Genomic DNA, 516 nt, shown 5'->3' with positions numbered 1-516 from the left:
CGACGAGCGCACCCTGCTGGAGCTGGCCTTCGAACTGGAGGATGCACAACCGTTCCGGCGCCTGGGGCAGTAACAGATAAACGCACCTAGTCCCTCCCCGCAGGTCGGGTTAGCTTAGAAGGCATAACCCGACCTGCAATGTCCCAGTGACAAAACAATGGCAACACCCAGAAAACGGAACATGAATATCCGCTTAGAACCACTGCAAAGCAGTCATGCTGGTGCGCTGTATGTACTCACCGATAACAACCGAGAGTATTTACGGCAATGGTTGCCTTGGCTAGATCACATCCAGGCCCAGGAAGACACAGAGCGTTTTATTGACAAAAATCGTCAACAAGCAGCCTTGGGAAAGGCTTGTAACTTTGCTGTTTTCCACAACGATTCGCTTTGCGGCGTTGCCGGCTTTCACGCCATCAACAAGGCACATCGCACCGGTTCGATAGGGTACTGGCTAGCCGAAAGTTTCACTGGCAAGGGCATCATGCTAGACGCCGTATCCCTGTTATTAAGAAC

Annotated in this window: 1 protein-coding gene; it reads left to right on the top strand. The window is 52.3% G+C overall.

Translation table 11 applies throughout. From position 1 onward, the window contains the following. Window positions 1-181: 181 nt before the first annotated feature. A partial coding sequence (locus A3730_RS11955; RefSeq protein WP_197477457.1) for a GNAT family N-acetyltransferase occupies window positions 182-516 on the top strand: 335 nt, incomplete at its 3' end.

It is taken from the genome of Alcanivorax sp. HI0044, from assembly GCF_001634945.1.
The sequence above is the reverse complement of the archived record's forward strand: the minus strand, read 5'-3'. Positions and strand labels throughout refer to the sequence as shown.